The organism is Faecalibacterium sp. Marseille-Q0746 (assembly GCF_017377595.1).
Taxonomy (GTDB): Bacteria; Bacillota; Clostridia; order Oscillospirales; family Ruminococcaceae; genus Faecalibacterium; species Faecalibacterium duncaniae.
The window spans coordinates 123,593-142,760 of sequence record NZ_JAFREI010000001.1 but is presented as its reverse complement, the minus strand read 5'-3'; the positions used below and the strand labels follow the sequence as shown (position 1 = coordinate 142,760).

The 19,168-nt window shown below is 55.7% G+C and carries 18 protein-coding genes and 1 tRNA gene; 15 read left to right on the top strand and 4 right to left on the bottom strand.

What is annotated here, in order from left to right:
* The first annotated feature begins 341 nt into the window (after positions 1-341).
* The 3 genes from J3351_RS00710 to J3351_RS00700 all read left to right on the top strand — a co-directional run bounded on the left by J3351_RS00710 (position 342) and on the right by J3351_RS00700 (position 3,905).
* Complete coding sequence (locus J3351_RS00710) at positions 342-1,856, top strand: IMP dehydrogenase (RefSeq protein ID WP_207696881.1); 1,515 nt, start codon at positions 342-344, stop codon at positions 1,854-1,856.
* A gap of 267 nt (positions 1,857-2,123) precedes the next feature.
* Complete coding sequence (locus tag J3351_RS00705) at positions 2,124-3,641, top strand: nicotinate phosphoribosyltransferase (RefSeq protein ID WP_156065715.1); 1,518 nt, start codon at positions 2,124-2,126, stop codon at positions 3,639-3,641.
* A 180-nt stretch (positions 3,642-3,821) separates the two neighbouring features.
* A tRNA-Leu gene (locus tag J3351_RS00700) sits at positions 3,822-3,905 on the top strand.
* A 94-nt stretch (positions 3,906-3,999) separates the two neighbouring features.
* Here the strand turns inward: J3351_RS00700 and J3351_RS00695 are convergent.
* Both J3351_RS00695 and J3351_RS00690 read right to left on the bottom strand, forming a co-directional pair.
* Entirely contained in the window at positions 4,000-4,854 is an 855-nt protein-coding gene (locus tag J3351_RS00695; RefSeq protein ID WP_117476216.1) for an ATP-binding protein, read from the bottom strand.
* 18 nt (positions 4,855-4,872) lie between these two features.
* Positions 4,873-6,000: a cysteine desulfurase family protein gene (locus tag J3351_RS00690; protein ID WP_207696880.1), complete on the bottom strand. Its 1,128-nt coding sequence runs from the start codon at positions 5,998-6,000 to the stop codon at positions 4,873-4,875.
* Between the two features lie 305 nt (positions 6,001-6,305).
* Between J3351_RS00690 and J3351_RS00685 the strand changes: the two genes are divergently transcribed.
* From J3351_RS00685 to J3351_RS00660, 6 genes are all read left to right on the top strand, one after another.
* Positions 6,306-7,667: a uracil-xanthine permease family protein gene (locus J3351_RS00685; protein ID WP_098922418.1), complete on the top strand. Its 1,362-nt coding sequence runs from the start codon at positions 6,306-6,308 to the stop codon at positions 7,665-7,667.
* A gap of 133 nt (positions 7,668-7,800) precedes the next feature.
* Entirely contained in the window at positions 7,801-8,352 is a 552-nt protein-coding gene (locus tag J3351_RS00680; protein WP_035394078.1) for a ferritin family protein, read from the top strand.
* A 134-nt stretch (positions 8,353-8,486) separates the two neighbouring features.
* Positions 8,487-9,257 carry a heparan-alpha-glucosaminide N-acetyltransferase gene (locus J3351_RS00675; RefSeq protein WP_207696879.1) on the top strand — a complete coding sequence of 257 codons (771 nt, stop codon included), beginning with the start codon at positions 8,487-8,489 and terminating at the stop codon, positions 9,255-9,257.
* Positions 9,258-9,418: 161 nt separating this feature from the next.
* Entirely contained in the window at positions 9,419-9,835 is a 417-nt protein-coding gene (locus J3351_RS00670) for a flavodoxin (protein WP_097771090.1), read from the top strand.
* Between the two features lie 284 nt (positions 9,836-10,119).
* A complete protein-coding gene (locus J3351_RS00665; RefSeq protein ID WP_207696878.1) occupies positions 10,120-10,479 on the top strand; it encodes a nitrous oxide-stimulated promoter family protein in 360 nt (119 codons plus the stop codon).
* A 57-nt stretch (positions 10,480-10,536) separates the two neighbouring features.
* The gene (locus tag J3351_RS00660) at positions 10,537-10,695 is read left to right on the top strand and encodes a DUF1540 domain-containing protein (protein ID WP_097771984.1); all 159 of its coding nucleotides are present in this window, start codon (positions 10,537-10,539) and stop codon (positions 10,693-10,695) included.
* 70 nt (positions 10,696-10,765) lie between these two features.
* Here the strand turns inward: J3351_RS00660 and J3351_RS00655 are convergent, their stop codons facing one another.
* On the bottom strand, positions 10,766-11,380 hold the full coding sequence (locus tag J3351_RS00655) for an HAD family phosphatase (RefSeq protein WP_154276234.1): 615 nt from the start codon (positions 11,378-11,380) through the stop codon (positions 10,766-10,768).
* 135 nt (positions 11,381-11,515) lie between these two features.
* On the opposite strand from J3351_RS00655, the gene J3351_RS00650 reads away from it, so the two are divergent.
* The 6 genes from J3351_RS00650 (at position 11,516) to J3351_RS00625 (ending at position 17,244) form a co-directional block, all read left to right on the top strand.
* On the top strand, positions 11,516-11,809 hold the full coding sequence (locus J3351_RS00650; RefSeq protein ID WP_207696877.1) for a PRC-barrel domain-containing protein: 294 nt from the start codon (positions 11,516-11,518) through the stop codon (positions 11,807-11,809).
* Positions 11,810-11,943: 134 nt separating this feature from the next.
* On the top strand, positions 11,944-13,896 hold the full coding sequence (locus J3351_RS00645; RefSeq protein ID WP_207696876.1) for an LTA synthase family protein: 1,953 nt from the start codon (positions 11,944-11,946) through the stop codon (positions 13,894-13,896).
* A gap of 202 nt (positions 13,897-14,098) precedes the next feature.
* Positions 14,099-14,818 (top strand): 30S ribosomal protein S2, encoded by a 720-nt coding sequence (rpsB, locus tag J3351_RS00640; protein ID WP_035394088.1) that lies wholly within the window; start codon positions 14,099-14,101, stop codon positions 14,816-14,818.
* A gap of 54 nt (positions 14,819-14,872) precedes the next feature.
* Entirely contained in the window at positions 14,873-15,796 is a 924-nt protein-coding gene (tsf, locus tag J3351_RS00635) for a translation elongation factor Ts (protein ID WP_097771981.1), read from the top strand.
* A 190-nt stretch (positions 15,797-15,986) separates the two neighbouring features.
* Positions 15,987-16,679, top strand: a complete 693-nt coding sequence (locus J3351_RS00630; protein WP_207696875.1) for a carboxylesterase — start codon at positions 15,987-15,989, stop codon at positions 16,677-16,679.
* Positions 16,680-16,698: 19 nt separating this feature from the next.
* Positions 16,699-17,244: a GNAT family N-acetyltransferase gene (locus J3351_RS00625; RefSeq protein ID WP_207696874.1), complete on the top strand. Its 546-nt coding sequence runs from the start codon at positions 16,699-16,701 to the stop codon at positions 17,242-17,244.
* Between the two features lie 91 nt (positions 17,245-17,335).
* Here J3351_RS00625 and J3351_RS00620 read toward each other — a convergent pair whose 3' ends face one another.
* Complete coding sequence (locus J3351_RS00620; protein ID WP_207696873.1) at positions 17,336-19,063, bottom strand: carbon starvation protein A; 1,728 nt, start codon at positions 19,061-19,063, stop codon at positions 17,336-17,338.
* Positions 19,064-19,168: the final 105 nt, after the last annotated feature.

Below are 19,168 nucleotides of genomic sequence, written 5' to 3'. Positions count from 1 at the left end.
CCTCCGGCTGTTCTCCTTCACAGCTGTCGGCACTGTACCGCACAGGCGGTATCTCGCTTCGTGTGCAAAAAAGTCCGTCCGGTTTTCCGGTGCGGACTTTTTTGCATTCCACTTTGTGCCAGAAAACCTGCCTGTCAGGCGAAAAAGTATGACCTTGCACGTTTTTGGTGGTCAATTTTACTGTTTTTCCGCAAAGGACAGTTCTAAAGTTTGTTGCCGCTGGGGTTTGTATTCTGACGGGGTTTGTGGTAAAGTATAGTCAATCAATTTATAAGCAGCAAACATGAATTATTTTGATGCTGGCCCGTTGTTGATGCGTTAAGAAAAAAGGAGTTTAGAGTATGGCTTATTTCTATGAAGAACCTTCCCGCACCTTTGGCGAGTACCTGCTGGTTCCGGGTTATTCCTCTGCAGAGAATGTCCCCACGGCAGTCAGCCTGAAGACCCCGCTGGTCAAGTACCGCAAGGGGGAAGAGGCCTGCCCGCTGGAAATGAACATCCCCATGATCAGTGCCATCATGCAGTCGGTCTCCGGCGATAAGCTGGCCATTGCACTGGCACGTGAGGGCGGTGTGTCCTTCATCTACGGCTCCCAGAGCATTGAGAACGAGGCTGCCATGGTGCGCCGCGTCAAGAGCTATAAGGCCGGTTATGTGGTCTCCGATTCCAACCTGGCTCCTACCGCCACACTGCACGATGTGCTGGAGCTCAAGGCCCGCACCGGCCACTCCACCATCGCAATTACTGCCGATGGCACTCCTCACGGCAAGCTGATGGGCATTGTGGCCTCCCGTGATTACCGTGTCAACCACACCCCCGATGATGCTTCCGTTACCACCTTTATGACTCCCATCGAGAAGCTGGTCACCGCACCGGAGAATACCTCCCTGCACGACTGCAACAACATCATCTGGGACAACAAGATCAACACGCTGCCGTTGGTGGATGCTGAGGGCAACCTGAAATACTTTGTGTTCCGCAAGGACTACGATTCCCACAAGAAGAACGTCAACGAGCTGCTGGATGCCAACAAGAGCTATGTGGTCGGTGCCGGCATCAACACCCGCGATTATGCCCAGCGTGTGCCCGCACTGGTCGAGGCTGGCGTGGATGTGCTCTGCATCGACTCCTCCGAGGGCTACTCCGAGTGGCAGAGCCGTACCATCGCCTGGATCCGTGAGCACTACGGCGACACCGTGAAGGTGGGCGCAGGCAACGTTGTGGATGCCGAGGGCTTCCGTTTCCTGGCAAAGGCCGGTGCAGACTTCGTCAAGATCGGCATTGGCGGCGGTTCCATCTGTATTACTCGTGAGACCAAGGGCATCGGCCGTGGTCAGGCCACCGCAGTCATCGAGGTCGCAAAGGCCCGTGACGAGTACTTCAAGGAGACCGGCATTTACGTGCCCATCTGCTCCGATGGCGGCATCGTCCACGATTATCATATCACTCTGGCTCTGGCCATGGGCGCTGATTTTGTCATGCTGGGCCGCTACTTCGCCCGCTTTGACGAGAGCCCCACGAACAAGGTGCGCATCAATGGCCAGTATATGAAGGAGTACTGGGGCGAGGGCTCCAACCGTGCCCGCAACTGGCAGCGTTACGACCTGGGCGGTTCCACCAAGCTGAGCTTTGAGGAAGGCGTGGACAGCTATGTTCCTTACGCAGGTCCTCTGGCCGATGGTGTCCAGACCACCCTGTACAAGGTCAAGAGCACCATGTGCAACTGCGGCGCACTCTCCATCCCCGAGCTGCAGCAGAAGGCCAAGCTGACTGTGGTTTCCTCCACCTCCATCGTGGAGGGCGGCAGCCATGACGTTGTGCTGAAAAATGCAACCCCCAATATTATAAACGGCTGAGCCTGAACAGGCTTACAGGGCCGCTCCCGGAGCTTTCGGGGGCGGCCCTTTTGGCAGTACCAAAAAAAGATTTTTCTTTCTGCACGCAGGAAATTTACAAAAGCCCTTGCACCCGGGCGGCAAAGATGCTATCATGGTACAAACGTCCTGTCAAGACAGGGTGCAGGCCCACGCACTGCCGGAACAAAGGCAGGGGAGAAGGGGCTGTTTTTTCAGCAGCGGCAAGGCTTTTTCGCTGCTGCGAAGTACGAGGAGAGGAAACTTTTCATGGACGAGATCAAAGTTGTTCCGTACATTCCGGACGAAGATTATGATAACCCTGCCATGGTGGTGGATTTCTACGAATTCACGATGGCAAACTGCCTGTTCCTGCACGGCTTTAAGAACACCACCCTTGTGTTCGATATGTTCTTCCGTAAGAACCCGGACAACATGGGTTACTCCATCAGCGCAGGCCAGCGCAAACTGACCCGGTTCCTGCTGAATTATCACTTCAACGAGCAGGATATCCGCTGGCTGCGCACCAAGGGTATGAGCGAGGAATTCTGCGAGTATCTGCGCACCTACAAGTGGAAGGGCGATATGTACGCTCTGCCCGAGGGCACGGTTTGCTACCCCCATGTGCAGATGGTCCGCATTGAGTGCGACCTGGTGGGTGCGATCCTGATCGAGACCTACCTGCTGCAGACGATGAACTTCCACAGCCTGATCACCACCAAGGCGACCCGTGTGACCGGCCTGAACACCCATACGCCCCGCAGCGTCATGGAGTTTGGCACCCGCCGCGCACAGGGCGAGAGCGCAGGCAATGATGGCGCGTATGCCGCTGTTCTGGGCGGCTGCATCGGCACTGCCAACTGCCTGGCTGAGATGAAGTATGGCTCTGAGGTCAAGGCGGTTGGCACCGTGGCACACAGCTTCATCGAGTTCTTCCCGACGGAGTTTGATGCCTTCAAGGCCTTTGCGGATACCTACCCGGATTCCGTCAGCCTGCTGCTGGATACCTACAACATCATGGAGAGCGGCCTGCCCAACCTCATCAAGCTGGACGACTACCTGATCGAGAAGTACCCCAATGACCCCAACCGCCGCGTCAAGAGTGCCCGTATCGATTCCGGCGATCTGGCCCGTGGCTCCAAGCGCCTGCGCAAGGCACTGGATGCCGCAGGCAAGCCCTATATCAAGCTGGTGGCCTCCAATGGTCTGGACGAGCGGAAGATCGCCAACATGGAGCTCTATGAGCACGCTCATTTTGATTCCTACGGCGTGGGCGAGAATCTCATTACCTCCGCTTCTGACCCCGTGTTCGGCGGCGTGTATAAACTGGTGGCGGTCAAGCTGCCGGATGGCACCTATCAGCCCAAGATGAAGTGCTCGGATTCTGCCAGCAAGGCCATCATCCCGGGCAAGAAAATGCCCTGGCGGCTCTACGATGAAAATGGTCAGGCCCAGTGCGATCTGATCGCCATGGATGGCGAGGTCATCGAGGCAGGCAAGCCGGTAAAAATGATCAACCTTGACCCGGATGCCATCGAGCGCACCATTACCATCACCCCCACCAGGGTCAAGCGGCTGCTGGTGCCCCATATCCTGAACGGTGAGCTGGCCATCGAACTGCCCGGGATTGCCGAGAAAAAGGCCTATATCGCAAAGCAGCTGACCGAAGAGACCTGGGAGACCGAGCTGCGCATCGAGATGCCGCATAAGCATTATGTCAATATGACCCCCGCTGTGGCCGAATGCCGCGCCAAGATGTATTCGGAACTGCATGGCGGAAAGGTGTAACTTGACAAAGCAGGGTTTCTATTGTATTATAATAGCCGTTGTGTGAATCTTACATGTTTTGATGCATGTTTGCAACTCCGTAACGACGGACTTGTGATAAATGTTTACCTCATCACCTGTTATTCCCGGCTCTCTGTGAATGTCCAGAGCAGCAGGGCTTTGTAAGCCGGGTTTCTATGTGCCACTGTGGTGAAATTGGCAGACACGAGGGACTTAAAATCCCTTTCTGGCGACAGAGTGCGGGTTCAAGCCCCGCCGGTGGCATAAAAAATCCCCTTCAGCGTAAGCTGAGGGGGATTTTTTACTGTTGTATCGTGTACAAAGTGTGATTCTGCGCAGGCGGGAATGCGGATGCAGTTCAGCGGTTTTCCATAGCATTGAATCGTTCCAGGAAGCTGTGATCCACACCCTCGGATCGATAGCCCGGCATGGTATCAATGGCAACATTGTGGATGCTGCGGAAGATGCTGTTTTCAATATTGGGATTGTCGCGCTTCAGGCGGCGGAGCAGGATCTTGATCTCCTGCCGCTTGGAACCACCGCCGCCGTTGTCGCACATGGTGCAGTTCTCAGTAAAGCGGCAGGCACACTGGATGAATTCCAGATCATTGTAGCGCTTCCAGGCCAGGATATCTTCTTCCCGGATGCAGTACATGGGGCGGATCAGGGTCATGCCGGGGAAGCTGGTGCTGTGGAGCTTGGGCGGCATGGCCTGCATCTGGGAGCCGTAGAACATGCTCATCACGGTCGTCTCAATGACATCGTTGAAGTGGTGGCCCAGCGCGATCTTATTGCATCCCAGCTCCTTGGCCTTGCTGTACAGGTGGCCGCGCCGCATCCGGGCACAGAGGTAGCAGGGGTTCTTTTCGGTGTTGTTGGCAACGGAAAAGATGTTGCTCTCGAAGATGGTCACCGGAATGTGCAGCAGCTCGGCATTGGACTCGATCTTCTGGCGGTTGATCTCATTGTAGCCGGGGTCCATCACCAGAAAGACCAGCTCAAAGGGAACATCGCTGTGCTTCTGCAGCTCCTGCATCAGCTTTGCCATCAGCATGGAGTCTTTGCCGCCCGAGATGCAGACGGCGATCTTGTCTCCCTCCTGTACCAGCTCGTAGCGCTTTACCGCCACGATAAAGGGGGTCCACAGCTCCTTGCGGTATTTCTTGATGATACTGCGTTCGATCATCTGATAAGGTTCAAGCTCACGTTTCATGTTGGTTCCTCTTTTTATTTAATGTACGGCGGTCAGCTCACGGTAGCAGACATCGAACGCCTGCAAAAAGGCTTTGATCTCGTCCTCGGTGGTCAGATGGCTCAGGCTGATGCGCCAGGAGGACAGTGCGTTGCGGCGGTCGCGGCTGACCGCAAACACCGCACGCGAAGGCAGTCCATCCGAAGAGCAGGCTGACTTGACCGAGACGCAGACCCCTTTGGCATCCAGCTCCCGCTGGAACACGGTGCCCTTGACATTACGGACGCTCAGATTCAGCACATGGGGGATGGCGTGTTCCGGGCTGTTGATGCGCACCAGCGGATATGTGCTGAGGGCGGCGCGGAGCTCTGCATTCAGCTTTGCCACATGGTCAACGCGATTGGGCAGGTCGATGACGGCGAGATCGAGCGCACAGGCCAGCGAGGAGGCCAGCGCCACAGTGGGGGTGCCGCTGCGGTAGATGGTGGTACTCTCGCCGCCATGGATGAGAGGCTCCAGTGCCAGATTCCGCCGCTTGATCAGCAGGCCAATGCCGTTCAGTCCGTAGAATTTGTGGGCCGTCAGGCTCATGGTATCCACGCCCTCAAAAGAAACGGGGATCTTACCCACAGCCTGGGTCGCATCCACATGCAGGTGACAGTGAGGGTATGCTTTCAGGATGGTGGCAATCTCCTGTACAGGCTGCACCACGCCCAATTCACTGTCCACCAGCGTTATGGCAACGCAGATGGTATCCGGGCGAAGCAGATCCTTCAGGTGCTCAAGATCTACAGTACCGTCCTGCTTCACGTCCAGCAGGTCGATCTCATACCCCTGCTCCTGTAATGCCGTCAGGGTGCCGCTGACCGAAGAATGCTCCAGCGGAGTGGAGATGATGTGCCTGCCCGCATGGCGGGAGAGACGGGCCAGCCCCTTTAAAGCAAAGTTGTTGGCCTCGCTGGCACCGGAGGTATAGATGATCTCTGCTGGCTGAACGCCCAGCAGAGAGGCGATTTTGATGGTGGCAGCATCGATCTCTGCCTTGGCGGCAGAGCCTGCCTGGTGGTGAGAGTTGGCGTTGCCGATGCAGCGGCGCTCCACGGCACAGAACTGCTCCAACACCCGCGCATCCACCGGGGTGTTTGCAGAATAATCCAGATAGATCATAACATTCCTCTTGAAATACAAATCAATTCAATAGGTTATATTATAGTGCGGACAGGGGCATATTTCAAGATGTCCGGCCAAAAAGCTGAGGAAACTGCGGCAAACGGATTGCATCCGGGCAGGGTTTCTGGTATACTTTATAAAGTCAGACAGGGAAGGGGAGAGCAAAATGTTTCGTTCGACTTTGCGGAGCGCGTGTTTTGCCTTCCGGTCCCGTTTTTTGAATCTGCTCCAGAAGATTGAGGCACTGCCGTTGCTGCGGCAATGCCTCTTTTTTTGGGCAGCGATGAAAGGAGAACTTCTCTATGAGTGAAAAGATCGATTACTCCAAGGGCATTTACGATGCCCGGCAGCTCGGCACCGGACGGATGCTGATCCTGGGCTTGCAGCACATGTTTGCCATGTTCGGCGCAACTGTACTGGTGCCCCTGCTCACCGGCCTGAGCGTTTCCACCACTCTGCTCTGTGCCGGTCTGGGCACCCTGCTGTTCCACCTTGTCACCAAGGGCAAGGTCCCGGCCTTCCTTGGCTCCTCGTTTGCTTACCTGGGCGGTTTTTCCATTGTAGCCCCCATGCTGGCTGACGCAGACGGCAACCTGACCGTTGTCAATACCAAAATGCTGCCCTACGCCTGCGCGGGCGTGGCACTGTCCGGCATTCTGTACCTGCTGGTCAGCCTGCTCATCTCCACCTTTGGCATCCGCCGCATTATGAAATTCTTCCCGCCGGTGGTCACAGGCCCCATCATCATCTCCATTGGTTTGATCCTGGCCCCCTCTGCCATCACCAACTGCGAGTCCAACTGGCTGCTGGCTTTTGTGGCCCTGGGCACTGTTATTGTCTGCAACATCTGGGGCAAGGGCATGGTCAAGATCCTGCCCATCCTGATCGGTGTGCTGGTCTCCTATGCTGTGGCTCTGGTCACTGGTGCAGTCAACTTTGAGGCCATTGCTGCTGCCGACTGGTTCGGCATCCCCCTGCACAAGAGTGCCATGGGTCTGTTTGCCATCGACGGCAGCCCTGAGTTCATCAGCGCAATGTTCACCATCATCCCCATTGCGCTGGCAACCATGATGGAGCATGTGGGCGATATCGCTGCCATCAGCGCTACGGTCGGCCACAACTATATCAATGATCCCGGCCTGAACCGCACCCTGATGGGCGACGGCCTTGCCACTGCCATGGCAGGTCTGCTGGGCGGCCCCGCCAATACTACCTACGGTGAGAACACCGGTGTTCTGGCCCTGAGCCGCATCTACGATCCGCTCGTCATCCGCATTGCCGCTGTGATGGCTGTGATCCTGAGCTTCAGCCCCAAGTTTGAGGCCGTCATCAACACCATCCCCACCGGCATCATTGGCGGCATCAGCTTTGTGCTGTACGGAATGATCTCCGCGATCGGTGTCCGCAATGTGGTCGAGAACCGTGTGGACTTTACCAACAGCCGCAACCTGATCGTTGCCGCTGTCATCCTGGTCTGCGCACTGGGCTTCAACTCTGTGGGCGGTCTGACCTTCGCTGTGGGTGGTGTCTCCATCAACCTGTCCGGCCTGGCCATTGCCGCCATCGTGGGCATCCTGCTCAACGCCATCCTCCCCGGCAATGATTACGAGTTTGATGCTGCCAACGGTTCCGATGCTCCGAGCAGCGGCAACCTGCAGGTCTAAAAATAAATAGGAATAATTCTTAAAATTAGTCTTGACTAATCTGGGAATCATTGCTATAATAGGCTCAGAAGCAAGGCCCCCTGTACCAGAGGGGAGGCCAAGATCATAATGAAAAACAATGGAGGATATTCTTATGAAAAAGTATGTTTGCACCGTCTGTGGTTATATCGCTGAAGGCTCTATCCCTGAGCAGTGCCCTGTCTGCAAGGCTCCTGCATCCGCATTTGTCGAAAAGACCGGCAACACCTATGTGACCGAGCATGTGGTCGGCATCGGCAAGGCTGAGGGTGTGCCTCAGGAGATCGTTGACGGTCTGCGCGCAAACTTTGAGGGTGAGTGCAGCGAGGTCGGCATGTACCTGGCCATGGCCCGTGTGGCAGAGCGCGAGGGCTACCCCGAGATCGCTGAGGCTTACAAGCGCTATGCCTACGAAGAGGCTGACCACGCATCTCGTTTCGCCGAGCTGCTGGGCGAGGTCGTGACCGACAGCACCAAGAAGAACCTGATGATGCGTGCTGAGGCTGAGTGCGGCGCATGCTCCGGCAAGATGGACCTGGCCAAGAAGGCAAAGGCCCTGAACCTGGATGCAATCCACGATACCGTCCACGAGATGGCAAAGGACGAGGCTCGCCATGGCCGCGGCTTCGAGGGCCTGCTGAAGCGCTACTTCAACGTGGAGCTGTAATTCCTGCATTTTTCTGAACCTGTTATCATAAAGCTGCCGTGCGGTTCCAAAGCTGCACGGCAGCTTTTTTTGCTTGACGGAATCCATGGCAGGGAGTACAATGGAAAAAACATTCCGAAAAAAGGGGAAGTCTTATGAAATCAACTTCCACACGCTGTGCGCTGCTGGACGAGCTGCGCGGGCTGGACCTGATCAGCATGATGCTTTACCATGGCATGTGGGATCTGGTTTATCTGTTTGGTGTGCGTGCACCGTGGTATGGCAGCTGGCAGGGAGAACTGTGGCAGCAATCCATCTGCTGGGTGTTCATCCTGCTGTCCGGCTTCTGTCTGCCGCTGGGCCGCCACCCGGTCAAACGAGGCGCGGTGGTGTTTGGGTGCGGCGCACTTGTCACGGCGGTCACGCTGATCTTTATGCCTGCGGATGCTGTCTGGTTCGGCGTGTTGACCCTGCTGGGCTCGGCTATGATCATCACAGGACTGCTGGAAAAGTGGATGGAAAAGGTGCCTCCGGTGGTCGGCCTTGCAGGGAGCATGTTTCTGTTTTACTTCACCCGCTATGCAGCCGATGGCTATTTGCAGCTGGGCCATTGGCTCATCACGCTGCCGGGTTTTCTCTACGCCAACTACTTCACGGCCTATCTGGGGTTTTATCCCTTTGGCTTCTTCTCTACGGATTACTTCCCACTGACCCCGTGGCTCTTCCTGTTCTGGGCTGGTTTTTACCTGCATCATCTGGCAGAGCGAACAGCGCAGAGTCTCCGTCCGCTGCGTCGTTCGGTTTGCCCGCCGCTGGGGTGGCTGGGGCGGAACTCGCTGATGCTATATCTGCTCCACCAGCCGGTGATCTACGGCGTGCTGACGGTGGTGTTCCTGTTGCTGCGCCGGGGTGAAGGAGCGCTCTGAAAAATTCTGCAAAAGGTTCTTGACAAGGAGCCCGCCCTGTGGTATTCTTTTGGTGGTTAGAAAAGCCTAACCAAATTGTTCTGTCTTATGTCAGGCAGAACAATTTCTTGAAGATAAAAGTTAGAATATACTAACCAAAATTGAAAGAGAGGTTCTTCTTTATGAGCAAAGTAGCAGTTGTATTCTGGAGTGCAACCGGCAACACGGAGACCATGGCAAACTGCGTGGCAGAGGGTGCAAACGGCACCATCGTTCCCTGTGGCGAAATGAACGCCGCAAAGCTGGCAGAGTTTGATGCAGTTGCATTTGGCTGCCCCGCAATGGGCGCAGAGCAGCTGGAAGAGAGCGAGTTTGAGCCGATGTTCTCCGATCTGGAGGGCTCCCTGAACGGCAAGAAGATCGCTCTGTTCGGCTCTTATGGCTGGGGCGACGGCCAGTGGATGCGCGACTGGGTCGAGCGTGCACAGGGTGATGGCGCACAGGTGCTCAACGGTGAGGGTCTGATCTGCAACGAGGCACCGGATGAGGATGTTCAGGCTGCCTGCCGCAAGCTGGGTGCAGATCTGGCAGCGTGGTGACCGGATTAGAAGCACATTGCAAAATTTGACAAATGGGGTTTGCTATGTTAAACTCTAGAAGTTGCGCAGCAGCCCATTTGCCGGACAAACGAACTTGAGAGCAGCAGGGGAACAACAGGGGCTGAACCCGGTCTCCTGCTGCTTTGCTTTTTAGGAAAGGTGGTGTGTATGGAAATGGCTGTTGCTGTTGGAATTACGGCTTGTTTCGCAGTTTTGCGTCACGCGGTGCGTTGCGCGGCTCTGCGGATGGCCCGCAAGGAAAAAATGCAGGAGGAACAGTCCCAATGTCCAAAACCACCCCGGAAGACCTGGCAAAGAAACGTTCCGACGAAAAAATGCTTGTCAGTGAGATGATCGCGCTCTACTGCCGCAAGCAGCATCACACCCTCAGAGGCAGTCTCTGCCCGGAATGCCAGCATCTGCATGATTATGCGCTGGCCCGCATTGAGCACTGCCCCTTTATGGAGACAAAGACCTTTTGCTCGGCCTGCAAGGTGCATTGCTATCAGCCGGAGATGCGGGAAAAGATCCGCACTGTCATGCGCTGGGCCGGGCCCAGAATGCTGCCGGTGCATCCCGTTCTCTCCATCAAGCATGTGATCGTGACAATGAAGGCAAGGCGTGAAGCAAACGCAGGAAAATAAGCAGCCATGTATAATCGCCTGAAGCCGGGGCAACCTAGAGCCAAGGAGGCGATAGAAATGGAAAACACAGGTGTGACCTGCGATGTCTGCGAGTGCCGCCACAATGTGCAGAACTGCAAGTGTGATCTGCCTCAGATCAAAGTGACAGAGCACTGCTCCTGCACCACCCAGCAGGTGGAGACCCCGCACTTCTGCCAGAATTACGAAAAGAAATAATCTGTAATGGCAGAAAACTCCCCGCCCAGCGCCCCAAACAGGGCATGAGCGGGGAGTTTTTGTGTGTTGTTCAGTGGATTGCCACACTGCAGGTAGCAAGGCTGCGCACCAGTGTGCCAACGCTGTCCTTCATCTGGATGCCGGCAAAGCCCAGACGGAAAGCGGCCTGTACATTCTCCAGCCGGTCATCAATGAAAACACTTTCCCCGGCCTTGAGCTGGTATTTGTCCAGCAGGGCCTTATAGATGCGAGGGTCGGGCTTGTTGATGTGCACCTCGCAGGAGGCCACGCCGCCGTCGAACAGGCCCTTGAGGTCGCGCTCGGTCAGAAAATCCAGCACATCCTCGGGGATATTGCTCAGGTAATAGACGCAGTAGCCACGGCTCTTGAGTTTCCGCACCAGCTCCTGCATCCGGCGGCGGGGGCGGAGGATATGCATCCAATCGTCCAGCACGCCTTGCACCTCAAACGCGCGGCCATATTCCTTTGCGCGGGCCAGCATCCGCAGGTTGGCCTCGGAGCGGGTGATAAGCCCTGCATCCAGCAGCTTCCACTCCTCGCTTTCAAAAGTCAGCTGGGATACCTGCTCCTCTACCTCGGCATTGCAGAAGCGGTCTACCAGATAGGTCTTGGGGTCGAAATCCACCATGACACCGCCCAGATCAAAGATGATATTTTTATACATCGCTGTTTCCTCAATTCTGTATGGATGTTTCTGCCAGAAAGATTCTGCCCACAGTATAGCACAACTGCCCGCCCTGCATCAAGCACTGTGCTGCCGCATAGGATGAAACAGGCAAACTGCGGGGAGGGGATCACGATGAAATTCCGGGAGCTGTGCGCAAAGGAGATCGTTCAGCTGAGCAACGGGGCCTGCCTTGGCCGCGCCGATGATCTGGAGCTCGATCCGGCAACGGCGCAGGTCAAAAGCCTGCTGCTGCTCGGGCAGCCTCATCTGTTTGGGCTGCTGGGCCGGGACGAGACTCTGGTCATCCCCTGGACGGACATCGAAACACTGGGAGTGGACGCAATCCTGGTCCGCACGGAGCTGCCGGAGCCGGAAGCCAAAAAGCAGGGTTTCTGGCAAAAAGTGCGGCACTGGCTGGACGGCTGAAATTTTTCGTGAATTTTTCCAGCATCAGGGTTTGATTTTACAAAAAATCGGATTATAATAGAGAACCGTGAGCGGCAGAGCCTTGCCGCTCCGGCTTGAAATCTGATTTCCGGAAGTGAAAGGAATTTCTCTCTATGAACGCAAAAAAACATACGCCGCTTTCCCTGCATGGGCTGCGGCTGCTCTTCCCTCCACTGGCAACGCTGGGCATCCTGTTCCTGACGGAGTGGATCGCCCGCGGCAGCCTGACAGGGGAGACCTTTACCCAATACATTTTCCCCCATGCCGAAGCCTATCTGCTGGCGTGGGCCATGCTGTTCCTCAGCTGGCTGGCAGTGGACTGGCTGACCCGGTTTGCACCGTTGGCGACCCTGCTGGCGGCGGTGCTGGGCTGTGCCCCGGCGGCAGTCAATTTCTACACACTGCAGCTGCGCGGCGAGCCCTTCCTGCCCTGGGATCTGATGCAGGTGTCAGAGGCTGCGGGCGTGGCAGCTGCGGCCGGTATCCACATCCAGACCAGCATGGTGGTATCCATTGTTATTATCGTGCTGCTGGTCGTGGTGTCTTTCTTCCTTTATAGAGGGCGGCAGAAGCTGAACTGGAAGCCCCGAGCGGCAGGCTTTCTTGCCAGTGCAGCAGCTGCCTGCGGCCTGCTCTTTGGCGTGTTCCTGCAGCCTGCCGTGACACAGGCCATTGGCATTGTGCCGGATGCCTGGATGCAGGATCGCTATTACCGCTATTATGGTGTCATCACCAGCTTTCTGACCAATCTGACCAATCTGGAGATCTCCAAGCCGGAGGGGTATTCAGAGGAGGCTGTCAACGAGATCCTGGATGATACTGAAGCTGCACAGAAATATTCCACTGCTCCGCTCTACCCGGGATCTTACGGTGCCACCACCTCTGCGGACGAGACTGTGAAAAAGCCCACCATCATCTATGTGATGAACGAGTCCTACTGGGATGTATCGGAACTGGAGCAGTATGGTTTCCAGTTTGATACCGATGTCTCCGCCAACCTCCACGCCCTGCAGCAGACCAGTGCTTCTGGCCGGGCGTACAGCCCCAGTTTCGGCGGCGGAACCTGCGATGTGGAGTTTGAAGCATTGACCGGCTATTCGGCTTCCTTTCTGCCCAACGGCAGCAAGCCCTACCAGCAGCATGTGACCAAGCCTATGTTCTCGCTGCCCAATTACCTCAAGCTGACGCAGGGATATCAGACGGCGGCAGTTCATTGCTTCTGGGCCAAGTATTGGAGCCGGGACACGGCATACCCCAACCTGGGCTTTGACACCTTCCTGAGCCTGGAACAGATGACCCATGTCAACAAGGTGCGCAGGCACTACTGGACCAGCGGTCTGGTCACGGATGACTCCATGGCAGACCAGATCATCCAGCAGTATGAGAAGATGAAAGCATCCTCGGATGCACCGGTTTTCCTGCACGCGGTCACAATGCAGAACCATACCAATTATAATAAAGACAACTACCCGGACGATGTGCGGGTGAAGGTGACAGAGCACCCGGCGGGCCTCAAGGCCAGCACCATCGGCGCGCTGGAAGATTTCGCGACCGGCATCCGGGATGCCGATGCCATGCTGGGCAAGCTGACCCAATACTTCTCGCAGGTGGACGAGCCGGTGATCCTGGTGTTCTGGGGCGACCATTACAACCCCATTGATTCCAATTATGATGTCTTTACCAGCAGCGGCTATGCCAGCGATTCCAGTGCGGACCCACGCCTGCACCAGACTACCCTGTTGATGTGGTCGAACTACACCGACAAGCCCGTGGATCTGGGCACCATTGCCGCTTACGATATCTCACCGGTGATGATGAACCTCTACGGTCTGGAACAGCCGCTTTATTTCCAGCTGCTGAACCGCCAGCTGCAGGTGGCCGACCGCGCCAATACCCGGGGCACGGTGATGAATCTGGACGGCACCACCACCCAGACCCCAAGCTCCCTGCAGGAAAGCTGGAGCCAGAAGCACTGGCTGCTGCAATATGACCTGATGTTCGGCAAGGGCTATGCCCTCAGCCGGATGGGCATGGAGAGCCTGAACAGCACTCAGACGGACGAATAAACGAAAAATACGCGATTTTCTTGTAAAAAACAGAGAAAACCCCTTGCATCACACGCCTGTTTGTGCTATTATTATTCAGCATTACACACGCATCACTATGCCCTTTTGTGCTCTTTCGGGAGTGGAGGGCAGTCCAAAGCCATCCGATATGGCCGCGGATCACGGTGTGCGGAGGCAAAACAATATTGGAGGTATTTTTACTATGGCAGTCGTTTCTATGAAGCAGCTTCTCGAGGCAGGTGTGCACTTCGGTCACCAGACCCGCCGCTGGAACCCCAAGATGAAGAAGTATATCTTCACCGAGCGCAACGGCATCTATATCATCGATCTGCAGAAGACCGTGAAGAAGCTGGACGAGGCTTACAACTACGTGAAGGAAGTTGCAGCTGAGGGCGGCGACATCCTGTTCGTCGGCACCAAGAAGCAGGCTCAGGAGTCCATCCGTGACGAGGCTCTGCGCTGCGGCATGCACTATGTCAACGCTCGCTGGCTGGGCGGTATGCTGACCAACTTCCGTACCATCCGTAAGCGCATCGACCGTATGGATCAGCTGGCTAAGATGAAGGAGAACGGCACCTTCGAGCTGCTGCCCAAGAAGGAAGTTGCTAAGCTCGAGCTGGAGATGGAGAAGCTGGACAAGTACCTGGGCGGTGTCAAGAACATGAAGACCCTGCCGAAGGCTATGTTCATTGTTGATCCTCACAAGGAGCGCATCGCTGTTGCTGAGGCTCGCAAGCTGAACATCCCCATCGTGGCTATTGTTGATACCAACTGCAACCCCGACGAGATCGATTACGTCATCCCCGGCAACGACGACGCTATCCGCGCTGTCAAGCTGATCGCTGGCGCTATGGCTGACGCTGTTCTGGAAGGCAAGCAGGGCAACCAGGAGGCTCCCGCTGAGGAAGCTGCCAACGCCTGATTTCTGGCTGTACAGAACAAACCCGTGAAATAACGTGTAAGGGAGACTACAAAAATGGCTATTTCTGCAAAGGACGTTATGGAACTGCGCAAGCAGACCGACTGCGGCATGATGGAGTGCAAGAAGGCTCTGACTGAGGCTGACGGCAACTTCGAGAAGGCTATTGAGATCCTGCGCGAGCGTGGTCTGGCTACTGCTGCCAAGAAGGCAAGCCGCGTTGCTGCCGAGGGTATGGTCTACGCTGAATACTGCCCCAAGTGCAAGGTCGGTGTTGTCATCGAAGTCAACGCTGAGACTGACTTCGTTGCCAAGAACGACAAGTTCGTTGATTTCGTCAAGGAAGCAACCAAGGTCGTCATGCTGCAGAACCCTGCTGATGTTGAGGCTCTGATGGCTTGCAAGACCGAGGCTGGTGAGACCGTTGACGAGGCTCTGAAGAACCTGATCCTGGTCATCAAGGAGAACATTAAGATTCGTCGTTTTGTCCGTTACGAGGGCGTTTGCTCTGCTTACGTCCACGGTGGCGGCACCCACGGCATCCTGGTCAACTTCGAGACCACCAACGACATCGACAGCAAGGACGAGTTCACTGCTTACGGCAAGGACATCGCCATGCAGGTCGCAGCTGCTAACCCCAGCTACGTCGATGAGGCTTCTGTCCCCGCTGAGGTCGTTGCCAAGGAGAAGGAGATCATGCTGGCTCAGATGGCTGGCGATCCCAAGAATGCCAACAAGCCCGATGCTGTGAAGCAGAAGATGATCGAGGGCAAGATCAAGAAGTTCTTCAAGGAGAACTGCCTGGTCGATCAGGAGTTCGTCAAGGACGGCGATCTGTCTGTTGCTCAGTACACCGCTAAGGTCGCTAAGGATCTGGGCGGCGAGATCAAGATCGTCAAGTTCACCCGTTTCGTGAAGGGCGAGGGCCTGGAGAAGCGTGCTGACGACTTCGCTGCTGAAGTTGCAAGCATGGTGAAGTAATTCAGTCTGACTGAATGAATTTAAGAGCTGTGGTACCTGTAACAGGGTGTCACAGCTCTTTTTGTTTGTGTTTGAACGTGAAGTGTGTTATCATAGGAACAATTACAATGAAGAGAAAGCTGGAAGTGAAGAATCTCGACCAGCCGCTATACCGAAAAAAGGAAGGCGGCATCTGACAGGAGATGTTACGATGAAAACACAGAAACTGGAGATCAGCGGTATTCCTGCTTTGCTGTACGGGAAAGAAAGCCGAAAAGTATATCTCTATGTCCATGGCAAAATGGGTTGCAAAGAAGAAGCCCTGCCATTTGCAGAGCTTGCCTGCCCAGCAGGGTATCAGGTTCTTGCTGTTGATTTGCCTGAACATGGAGAGCGCAGGGGCAGCTCCGAGAAGCTGCTGCCGTGGGTGGCGGTTCCAGAGTTGGAAGCGGTTTATTCCTATGCTGCAGAGCGTTGGAAGAATGTCTCGCTGCGGGCTACAAGTATTGGAGCCTGGTTTTCCATGTTGGCCTTACAGGCAAAGCCATTGCGGGGTGCTCTTTTGCTCTCACCAGTGGTAGATATGGAAGATCTTATCACCAATATGATGCAGTGGGCAAATGTGAGTGAGGCCCAGTTGAAGGAAGCCGGGGAGATTTCCACGGATTTCGATGAGACGTTGTCGTGGCAGTATCTCTGCTGGGTGAGGGAGCATCCCTACCGCTGGAAAGTGCCCACGCAGGTGCTCTATGGCGCAAAGGATAACCTGACTTCCAGGGCAGTGCTTGAGCAGTTCAAACAACGGACAGGTGCGCATCTGACCATCATGGTAGAAGGAGAGCACTGGTTCCATACCGAGCTGCAATTGGCTGTTCTGCAGGAATGGGAGCGAGCACATATCTGAAAGAAGAGGAGAGAGAAACATGAAGATCGAACCCAGAACGTTCACACGGCCCAATGGGGAAGTGCTGACGGTGCGCAGCTTATGCGCCGATGATGCGGAGGCATTGAGTGCATTCCGCAATGCAATCTACAGCGAAACACATTTTATGGCCCGATACCCGGAGGAAGGAGCGAGTCTGGAAGCGATGCGGAACGGGCTCGCAGGCTGCGTGGAAAGCCCTGTGAACTTTGAGGTGGGCGCTTTTGCCGGAGAAAAGCTGGTGGGGGAGTTTGGTGTTGCACAAGTGCGGCCGCATATCAAATATCGCCATCGTGCCGTAATGGGCATCTCCGTACGGAAAGATTACTGGGGCTGCGGTCTGGGCAGTTATCTGATGCAGCTGGCCATTGACCAGACCCGCGCCAACGGCTTCGAACAGCTGGAACTGGGGGTGTACAGCGATAACGCCCGTGCCATCCATCTCTATGAGAAGTTTGGGTTTGAGCGCTATGGCATCCAGCCCCGGGCCTTTAAACTGAAAGACGGCACCTACCGGGATGAGATCATCATGGTGAAGATGCTGTGACCTGAAAAGGATAAAATAAAATCTCCCACTGACGGGGTTCGATGTCGTCAGTGGGAGATTTTTATCGTTTTACGGTCAAACCGTGAAAACCTCAGATTTTGGCCTCGCTGTTGTGCTCAGCCTTTTTGTAAGCAGAGAAGGAGTGGAACACAATGTTCAGACCCAGAACGATCAGCAGGATAGCCAGGATCAGCTGCAGGCCGTTGGCAATGAACACGGCACCCCAAGTGGTCTCGCCCGCAGGAATGCTGACAGAAGCGGCGGTGCTGATGGCCTTGACCATGGCGATCAGGCGCTGCACCAGAGCGGTGAAGGTGACGCACAGCATGATGATCAGCGGGGGGAACAGCATTTTGTTGCTGCGGCCGGTGACCTTCAGGAAGACGCACAGGGTGGCCAGAACCAGAGCGCTCAGCAGCTGGTTGGCGGAACCGAACAAAGGCCAGATGTTTGCGTAGCCGATCTTGGTCAGCAGGAAGCCGAAGGCCAGAGTGAGGAAGGTGGAGAAGTAGACGTTGCAGAACAGCTTGCGCCAGCCCTCAGCGTGCTCCATGTCGTCCACACTGAACAGCTCCTGGAAGCTCATGCGGCCGATACGGGCCACAGCATCCAGACTGGTCAGGGCCAGAGCGGAAACACACATCGTCATAAAGACCGTTGCTGCATAAGCGGGAACGCCGAACATCTCAAAGAAACCGGCAACACCACGGCTGAAGATCTGGAACGGGGTGCCTGCAGCGGGGGTGCCGTCCGCAGCAGCGGCAGCACCGGCAACGCACAGGGCCAGAACAGCCAGCAGGCTCTCCAGGATCATTGCGCCATAGCCAACCTTCAGCATATCCTTCTCATTTTCAACGGTCTTGGAGGAAGTACCGGAGGAGACCAGGCTGTGGAAGCCGGAAACAGCACCACAGGCAACGGTGACGAACAGGATGGGGAACATGGTACCCAGCTTCTCGTTGGTGAAGCCGGTGTAAACGGGCAGATTCATGGTGGGGTGTGCAACGACCAGACCAACCACAGCGCCTGCGATCATGGCAACAAACATGAAGGTGGTCATGTGGTCCCGGGGCTGCTTCAGCAGCCACATGGGAAGCACGGCGGCAAAGAAGATATAAACGAAGGTGATATAGCTCCATGCGGCCTTGCCCAGGATGATGGGCAGATTTGCGCCAATGGCAAAAGACAGCACGATGAAAACGATGCTGATGACGCTTTCCTTCCAGCCGGAGAAGTTGAACTTCTTCTGGATCAGGCCAAAGACCACAGCGAAGACCATGAACATGATGGAGACCATGCCGGCAGCGCCGTTGGTCTGAGCAGCGTCCACCAGAGCGCCGTCCGCGCCATAAGCATTGAAGGTGCCAGCGACCATGTCAGCAAACGCTGCAATCACGATGCCGCAGAACAGCCAGCAGAACAGCAGGAACAGCTTGCGGCCAGTCTTGCCGATATACTTTTCGATCAGCATACCCATGGACTTGCCGTCATTCTTTACAGAAGCATACAGAGCGCCGAAGTCGGTAACAGCACCAAAGAAGATGCCGCCCAGCAGGACCCACAGCAGAACAGGCAGCCAGCCAAAGGCAGCAGCCTGAATGGCACCGGTAACAGGGCCGGCACCTGCAATGGAGCTGAACTGATGTGCAAAAACGGTCCAGCCATTGGTGGGAACGTAATCCCGACCGTCCTCATGGACGACCGCAGGGGTCTTGGCGGTGGGGTCGATGCCCCACTTGTTTGCCAGCCAGCGTCCGTAGAGGGTGTAAGCACCAAACAGACACACGGCTGCGATCAAAACGATGACCAGCGTGTTCATTTCTTTTACCTCTTTCCTTTGCTTTTCATGCGGCAAAGAGGTCACGCTGTGGCTCCTTTGCCTGAAAATTGTGTATACTTTATCCCCATTTTCATAATTTGTCAA

Excerpts from the sequence above, each read along its gene's own strand:
- J3351_RS00705 (WP_156065715.1), top strand. The coding sequence starts at position 2,124 with ATGGACGAGATCAAAGTTGTTCCGTACATTCCGGACGAAGATTATGAT.
- rpsB (WP_035394088.1), top strand. The coding sequence starts at position 14,099 with ATGGCAGTCGTTTCTATGAAGCAGCTTCTCGAGGCAGGTGTGCACTTC.
- J3351_RS00695 (WP_117476216.1), bottom strand. The coding sequence starts at position 4,854 with ATGAAACGTGAGCTTGAACCTTATCAGATGATCGAACGCAGTATCATC.
- J3351_RS00680 (WP_035394078.1), top strand. The coding sequence starts at position 7,801 with ATGAAAAAGTATGTTTGCACCGTCTGTGGTTATATCGCTGAAGGCTCT.
- J3351_RS00665 (WP_207696878.1), top strand. The coding sequence starts at position 10,120 with ATGTCCAAAACCACCCCGGAAGACCTGGCAAAGAAACGTTCCGACGAA.
- J3351_RS00655 (WP_154276234.1), bottom strand. The coding sequence starts at position 11,380 with ATGTATAAAAATATCATCTTTGATCTGGGCGGTGTCATGGTGGATTTC.
- J3351_RS00625 (WP_207696874.1), top strand. The coding sequence starts at position 16,699 with ATGAAGATCGAACCCAGAACGTTCACACGGCCCAATGGGGAAGTGCTG.
- J3351_RS00620 (WP_207696873.1), bottom strand. The coding sequence starts at position 19,063 with ATGAACACGCTGGTCATCGTTTTGATCGCAGCCGTGTGTCTGTTTGGT.
- J3351_RS00675 (WP_207696879.1), top strand. The coding sequence starts at position 8,487 with ATGAAATCAACTTCCACACGCTGTGCGCTGCTGGACGAGCTGCGCGGG.
- J3351_RS00710 (WP_207696881.1), top strand. The coding sequence starts at position 342 with ATGGCTTATTTCTATGAAGAACCTTCCCGCACCTTTGGCGAGTACCTG.
- J3351_RS00660 (WP_097771984.1), top strand. The coding sequence starts at position 10,537 with ATGGAAAACACAGGTGTGACCTGCGATGTCTGCGAGTGCCGCCACAAT.
- J3351_RS00670 (WP_097771090.1), top strand. The coding sequence starts at position 9,419 with ATGAGCAAAGTAGCAGTTGTATTCTGGAGTGCAACCGGCAACACGGAG.
- J3351_RS00685 (WP_098922418.1), top strand. The coding sequence starts at position 6,306 with ATGAGTGAAAAGATCGATTACTCCAAGGGCATTTACGATGCCCGGCAG.
- tsf (WP_097771981.1), top strand. The coding sequence starts at position 14,873 with ATGGCTATTTCTGCAAAGGACGTTATGGAACTGCGCAAGCAGACCGAC.
- J3351_RS00645 (WP_207696876.1), top strand. The coding sequence starts at position 11,944 with ATGAACGCAAAAAAACATACGCCGCTTTCCCTGCATGGGCTGCGGCTG.
- J3351_RS00690 (WP_207696880.1), bottom strand. The coding sequence starts at position 6,000 with ATGATCTATCTGGATTATTCTGCAAACACCCCGGTGGATGCGCGGGTG.
- J3351_RS00650 (WP_207696877.1), top strand. The coding sequence starts at position 11,516 with ATGAAATTCCGGGAGCTGTGCGCAAAGGAGATCGTTCAGCTGAGCAAC.
- J3351_RS00630 (WP_207696875.1), top strand. The coding sequence starts at position 15,987 with ATGAAAACACAGAAACTGGAGATCAGCGGTATTCCTGCTTTGCTGTAC.